The sequence below is a fragment of the Dietzia sp. CW19 genome (assembly GCF_014145265.1).
Taxonomy (GTDB): Bacteria; Actinomycetota; Actinomycetes; order Mycobacteriales; family Mycobacteriaceae; genus Dietzia; species Dietzia natronolimnaea.
This window is the reverse complement of sequence record NZ_JAALEE010000182.1, coordinates 1-6,302: the sequence shown is the minus strand read 5'-3', so window position 1 is coordinate 6,302 and position 6,302 is coordinate 1. Positions and strand designations below refer to the sequence as shown.

Here is a 6,302-nt window from a genome sequence, read left to right as displayed (position 1 = left end):
CCGGCGGCCGTCGGCGGCACGGACGACGAACCCGTCCGGATCGTCCCGCTCCACGGCCACGATCCGGACCCCGCGCCGGACGGGCAGCCCGTAGTACTCCTCGTACCCGCGCAGATACTCCACCACGTGGGCCGCGTCGGGGTTCCCGTCGTCCGTCCGGTGCATCCGGCGACCCGGGAGGGACGAGTAGTCGGCGGGCGAGAACAGTCGCAGCGAGGGCCAGGTGTGCGGCCACGCACCCCCCGGCCCGTCGGACGCGTCGAGGATCTCGAAGTCCGCGCCGGCGCGGGTGAGATGGAAACCGGCGGCCAGGCCGGCCTGGCCGCCTCCGATCACCACGACGTCCCTCACCCTGCCCGACCCCCTCTCGCCACCCCCTGAACAGTTCCTATCGACACTCATCGATACCAATCCTACAGTGGAGGTATGACCTCGTTGCCCGCCTCCGCGACCGGCCCGTCCGGCCCGGAGAACGACGCCCCGGACACCGACACCGGTGCCCGTGAGCAGCGTCGGCTCGTGGCGGCGCTCGCGCTGGCCGCGGTGTCCTGGGTGGCCCTGTGGGTGGCCAACGAGTGGTTCTGGGACGCGGCCGTCGGCTGGCTCGGACTCGACCTCGCCGACCGCGCGATCGGTGCCGTGCACTTCTTCCTCTACGACACCATCAAGATCGTCCTCCTGCTCCTCGGGCTGATGTTCCTGGTGGGCATGCTCCGGGCGAGCCTCGACCTCGACCGCGCGCGGGACTGGCTCGAGGGCCGGGGGCTGTTCGTCGGCCTCACGCTGGCCATCGTGCTCGGCGTGGTGACCCCCTTCTGCTCCTGCAGCTCGATCCCACTGTTCATCGGCTTCGTGGCCGCGGGGATCCCGCTCTCGGTCACCCTCACCTTCCTCATCGCCTCCCCGCTCATCAGCGAGATCGCGGCCATCATGATCGGCGAGATGTTCGGGTGGCACATCGCCGCCGCCTACGTCGGCGCCGGCGCCGCCATCGCCTTCGTCGCGGGATGGGCCCTGTCCCGGTTCCGGCTCGACAGGTGGGTCGACGACGTCGTCTTCACCACCCGCGTCGCCGTACTCCGCGCGGACGGCCACGTGCCCTCGCTGCGCGAACGGGTGGACGCCGCTCTCGGCGAATCCCGCGACATCCTCCGTAGCGTGTGGATCTGGGTGGTGGTGGGCGTCGGCGTCGGCGCGGTGATCCACGGATGGGTCCCCGAGGACTTCTTCCTCCGCTGGGCGGGCCCGGACAACCCGCTGGCGGTGTTCGTGGCCACCCTCGCGGGGATCCCGCTCTACGTCAACGGAGCCGGGGTCGTGCCGATCGCCGAGGCACTGTGGGCCAAGGGCATGAGCCTGGGCACCGTCATGGCGTTCATCATGAGCTCGATCGCGCTGTCCATCCCCCAGGCGATCATGCTCAGGCGGGTCATGAGGCCACCACTGCTCGCACTGTTCTTCGCCGTCGTGGCGGCCGGCATCCTCGCCATCGGCCTACTGTTCAACGTGATCGCCTGACCCCGGATGCAGGAGGAACCATGATCGTCAAGGTGCTCGGGCCCGGCTGCCGCAACTGCCACACCCTCGTCACCCGCACGAGGGAGGCCCTGGCAGCGCTGGGCGAGGACGCGGAGATCGTCGAGGTCACCGACGTCGGCGAGATCGCCGGCTACGGACTGATGAAGACACCCGGGCTGGTGGTCGACGACGACCTCGTCCTGGGAGGGAAGGTGCCCACCGTCCGTCAGCTCACCGAGATCCTGCGCGGACGCTAGACCGGGCGCACGCCGAGCTCGGCGAGGAGTCCGGTCACCCGGCGCCTGATCTCGTCTCGGATGGGCCTGACCGCGTCGACACCCTGACCGGCGGGGTCGTCGAGGGTCCAGTCCAGGTACCGCTTGCCCGGGAAGACCGGGCAGACGTCACCGCAGCCCATGGTGATGCACACGTCGCTCGACCGCACCGCCTCGGTGGTGAGGACCTTCGGCGTGGCCGCCGAGATGTCGATGCCGTCCTCCGCCATCGCCTCGGCGACGGCCGGGTTGATCGAGTCCGCCGGCGCCGACCCGGCCGAGCGGACCTCCACCGCGCCTCCGGACAGGTGCTCGGTGTAGGCCGCGGCCATCTGTGAGCGGCCCGCGTTGTGGACGCAGACGAAGAGGACGGACGGACGATCGGTCACGGTGGCTCCCCCGGCAGAATGTATCGACGACTGTCGATAGTAGCCGCTCGACGCCCACGCGCGGCGGGTCACAGCGCCCGGCCGATGACCTCCTTCATGATCTCGTTGGTGCCGCCGTAGATCCGCATGACGCGGGCGGCGGCGAACTTCTGCGCGATGGGGTACTCCATCATGTAGCCGTAGCCCCCGAACAGCTGGAGGCAGCGGTCCACCACGTCGTCGAGCATGTCGGTGGCCTGGAGCTTGGCCATCGAGGCGGTCACGGCGTCCAGCTCGCCGGCGATCTCGCGGGAGATGCAGTGGTCGATGAAGGTGCGGGTGGCCATGACGGAGGTCTTGCACGCCGCCAGCTCGAACCGCGTGTTCTGGAAGTCGAGGATCGGCTTGCCGAAGGCCTGCCGCTCACGGGTGTAGGCGAGGGTCTCCACCACGGCGGCCTCGGCCATCGCCAGGGCGTCCACCGCGATCGCCAGGCGCTCGCGCGGGAGCTGGTTCATGAGCTGGTAGAAGCCCTGCCCCTCCTCGCCGCCGAGGAGGTTGGCGGCGGGCACACGCATGTCGTTGAAGAACAGCTCCGCGGTGTCGGCGCCGTGACGGCCCATCTTCTCCAGCACGCGGCCCCGCTCGAAACCGGGGGTGTCGGCCTCCACGGCGAACAGCGCCATGCCCTTGTGGCCGGCGTCGAGGTCGGTCTTGGCCGCCACCACCACGAAGTCGGCGGAGCCACCGTTGGAGATGAAGGTCTTGGAGCCGTTGATGACGTACTGGTCACCGTCACGCCGCGCGGTGGTGCGGACGCCCTGCAGGTCCGAACCGGCACCGGGCTCGCTCATGGCGATCGCGGAGATCCACTGACCGGAGCACAACCTGGGCAGCCACTCCCGCTTCTGCTCGTCGGTGGCGTAGTTGGCCACGTAGTGGGGGGTGATGGTCGATCCGACCCCCATGCCGAACGCCGTGTCCCCCGAGTAGACGAGTTCCTCGGTGACGAGGTACTCCATGCCCGGGTCCCCGCCCTGGCCGCCGAACTCCTCGGCCACGTCGAGGCAGATCAGCCCGGCCTCGCCGGTGCGCAGCCAGGTCTCGCGGTCCACGTGCTTCTGCCGGGCCCACTTCTCCTGGTTGGGCGTCATCTCCTTGGCGAAGAAGGCGCGGGCGTGCTCGCGCAGGAGCCGGTGGTCGTCGGTCTCCCAGGAGGGGCGGTAGTCGGGGAAGAGCAGGGTCACCATGGCCTCCGGTGGTCGATCGACGCGACGTGCGCGGTTCAGCCTACCCAGACCGACCGGGGCCTCCCGGCGGTCCCGCCCGCGGATCAGCACCGCCCGCGGATCAGTCCCGTCCGCGGATCAGTACCGTCCGCGCACCCGCAGGTGCCAGGGGCGACCGTCCGGATCGTGCAGCCAGCGGTAGGCCGGGAACGCCAGCGCCATCGTCAGCGGGTTGAGCCGCGGCGGCGCGAGCGGACGCAGCCGACCCGGGGGCCGCGTCCCCCGGCGACCGCCGCGATGCCACTCCTCGAGCGCGGCGGCCGAGTCGGCGAAGGCCCGGAACGTCCCCACCGCGTCGGGACAGTCGTGCATCAGGCGCGCGAGGTCGTCGTCGTCGCCCGGATCGCCGTCCCCGTGCGCGATCTCCGACACGTCCCCCGGATACCCCGGACCGTCCACGCCGCGCCCCAGGTGCTCGGCGGCCAGGGTCAGACGCAGTCTGCGGGCGTACGGACTGTGATCGGACGCGGCCGTGTCCACCACCACCGCCGAGAGTTCCGAGTCGTGGGTCCACGAGCGCCGGCTGAAGTTGTCGGAGCCGACCGAACACCAGGTGTCGTCCACGACGCACACCTTGGCGTGGACGTAGACCGGGGTGCCGTCGGAGTTCTCCGGCGCGTAGAAGGCCACCCGGCCGGGGGCCGCGGCGGCGAGTCGGCTCATGGCGCGCTGCCGGCCGAGGAGCTGCGGGAGACGGGAGACCGGGTTGTCGCTGTCCGTCCACCGGGGCATCACGACGACCAGGTGCAGTCCCTCGTCCCGCTGGAGCGATTCCACGAAGGAGTCCGCGATCGCGCGCGACCACAGGTACTGGTCCTCCACGTAGATGAGGTCACGGGCACGCTCGAACGCCTTGGCGTACCCGCGGGCGACGCTCCGCTCACCCCTCCGTGCGAACGGGTAGGCACGTCGACCGTGCCGGCCGGCGTAGGTGCGGAGCAGCTGGACGACGTGCGTGCCACCCAGCACCGCCGGCGGCGGCGCCTGCGGGGGCAACGGTTCGGCGCGCACGTCCACGTGGTCGCGGTCCACGCGGAACCGGCGACGCGACCGCGTCAGGGGCGCCGGGTCCTCCCACCGTTCCCGGAACACCGTCTCGGCGTCGTACACGGCCGGTCCCGAGATGGCGCACTGCACGTCGTGCCACGGCGGCGTCACCCCGTAGACCTCGGACATCGACTGCGCCTGCGGGTCGCCCCGGTGTCGGGCGTCGTCCCGCCGCGAATGACACAGGTCGATGCCGCCCACGTAGGCCACGTCCCGCCGCGGGGCGTCCGCGTGTCGGATCACCACCATCTTCTGGTGGTGCGACCCGCGCGGCGGCACCCGCATGTCGAGCAGGACGTTGCCGCCCCGGTCATCGACCTTCCGCCCGAGCCGTCGGTTCTCCTCGTGGGAGAACTCGTCGATCCCCGAGTGCGAGCGCCACACGAGCCCGTGCACGGCCACCCCGCGGTCGACGGCCCGTCGCAGTACCGCCGAGACCTCGCTGCCGGGTTCCCCCGTGAGCCGCTCGTCCGCGTCGCCGCGCCAGTCGGTGAACAGGATCAGATCGCCCCGCCCGGTGGCCTCGATCCTGTCGAAGAGCTCGGCGAAATACGTGGCCCCGTGGACCAGTGGGCGGACCTCGTTGCCCTCCGACCAGGCCTCGTTCCCGGGATGACGGGAATCCAGACGGGTGTCAGGGTTGCCCCGCTCGTGCGCGGAGAGCAACCACTCGGTGAGGGCCATGTGTTCGGACGCTACCGACTCGTCACCCCGGATCGGCAATACTCTCCCCATGACCCCACCCGAGCCCTTTCCCACCGACTGGACCCGCGGCCTGGTCCTGGTCGCCCATCCCGACGATCCCGAGTACGGCATGTCCGCCGCGGTGGCCCGCTGGACCGCGGAGGGTCGCCACATCGTCTACGTGCTGGCCTCGAGCGGCGAGGCGGGGATCGAGGGGATGCCCCCCTCGATCGCCGGACCGGTCCGGGAGGAGGAACAGCGCCGCTCCTCGGCGATCGTGGGCGTCGAGGAGGTGGAGTTCCTCGGTTTCCCCGACAGCAGGATCGTCAACGACTCGGAGCTCCGCGACGCGATCGCGGACTCCCTCCGCCGTCACCGGCCGGACATCGTGATCTCCCTGTACTCGGGGCCCGAGTGGGCGCCCGGTGCCCCCAACCAGAGCGATCACATGGAGTTCGGTGCCGCGGTGGGCGCGACGTACGACGACCTGGTGGCCGCCGTCGGCGTGGACGCCGCCGAGGGGCGTCCCCGGATGTGGTTCGAGTCCGCACCGCAGCCCACCCACTACGTGGACGTCGAGGGGTTCGTCGAACCGGCCGTCGCCGCGCTGGCCGAGCACAAGGAGTACCTCTCGGTCCTCGACCCCGGCACCCCCGTCCCCGAGCAGGCCCGCCGGCAGGTGGAGTCGGTGTGCGCCCCCCGAGAGGACCTGGCCGGGGACCGGCCCGTGGTGAGTTTCCGGCGCATGCGGCCCTGACCGGCACGCGAGCCCGCCGGTCGGGGCCGGTGAGGCCAGGCCGGGGCCGGACGGGGGCCCGTCAGCGGGTCTGCCTGAGAGTGATGTTGACGCGCCCCGGACCCGCGCCGAGCACGTCCCGGCACCAGGCCGGCGCGGTGCCGTCGAACACCCTGGGAACACCGTGGAAGGCCATCCTCGACGGTCCACCGAACACCACGAGGTCACCGGACTCCAACCGCACGTCGGTGTACGGGCGGCCACGGTGGTGTGGGGTACCGAAGCGGAAGGTGCAGGTGTCGCCGAGACTCAGCGAGACCACCGGCGCCGAGCTGGCCTCGTCGCGGTCCTGGTGCAGGCCCATGGTGGCGTCACGGCCGTAGAG

General features: G+C 71.2%; 8 protein-coding genes. 3 read left to right on the top strand and 5 right to left on the bottom strand.

Annotation, left to right across the window (positions count from 1 at the left end; translation table 11 throughout):
- On the bottom strand, positions 1–402 hold a 402-nt coding region (locus G6021_RS06320), incomplete at its 3' end, for an FAD-dependent oxidoreductase (protein ID WP_182640869.1).
- 24 nt (positions 403–426) lie between these two features.
- Here G6021_RS06320 and G6021_RS06315 point away from each other — a divergent pair.
- Together G6021_RS06315 and G6021_RS06310 are read left to right on the top strand one after the other, a co-directional pair.
- On the top strand, positions 427–1,518 hold the full coding sequence (locus G6021_RS06315) for a permease (protein ID WP_182640868.1): 1,092 nt from the start codon (positions 427–429) through the stop codon (positions 1,516–1,518).
- A gap of 20 nt (positions 1,519–1,538) precedes the next feature.
- The gene (locus G6021_RS06310; protein ID WP_107757545.1) at positions 1,539–1,775 is read left to right on the top strand and encodes a thioredoxin family protein; all 237 of its coding nucleotides are present in this window, start codon (positions 1,539–1,541) and stop codon (positions 1,773–1,775) included.
- Here G6021_RS06310 and G6021_RS06305 read toward each other — a convergent pair.
- From G6021_RS06305 to G6021_RS06295, 3 genes are all read right to left on the bottom strand, one after another.
- Positions 1,772–2,182 carry an arsenate reductase ArsC gene (locus G6021_RS06305; RefSeq protein ID WP_182609654.1) on the bottom strand — a complete coding sequence of 137 codons (411 nt, stop codon included), beginning with the start codon at positions 2,180–2,182 and terminating at the stop codon, positions 1,772–1,774. The genes G6021_RS06310 and G6021_RS06305 overlap by 4 nt on opposite strands.
- A gap of 68 nt (positions 2,183–2,250) precedes the next feature.
- Positions 2,251–3,408, bottom strand: a complete 1,158-nt coding sequence (locus G6021_RS06300; RefSeq protein WP_179523632.1) for an acyl-CoA dehydrogenase family protein — start codon at positions 3,406–3,408, stop codon at positions 2,251–2,253.
- Between the two features lie 120 nt (positions 3,409–3,528).
- Positions 3,529–5,181, bottom strand: a complete 1,653-nt coding sequence (locus tag G6021_RS06295) for a phospholipase D-like domain-containing protein (protein ID WP_182640867.1) — start codon at positions 5,179–5,181, stop codon at positions 3,529–3,531.
- A gap of 49 nt (positions 5,182–5,230) precedes the next feature.
- Here G6021_RS06295 and G6021_RS06290 point away from each other — a divergent pair, with 49 nt between their 5' ends.
- Positions 5,231–5,938, top strand: coding sequence for a PIG-L family deacetylase (locus tag G6021_RS06290; protein WP_179523634.1), 708 nt, complete (start codon positions 5,231–5,233; stop codon positions 5,936–5,938).
- A gap of 61 nt (positions 5,939–5,999) precedes the next feature.
- Here the strand turns inward: G6021_RS06290 and G6021_RS06285 are convergent.
- Positions 6,000–6,302, bottom strand: a 303-nt coding sequence (locus tag G6021_RS06285; RefSeq protein ID WP_182640866.1) for an alpha-ketoglutarate-dependent dioxygenase AlkB, incomplete at its 5' end; no start/stop codon positions are given.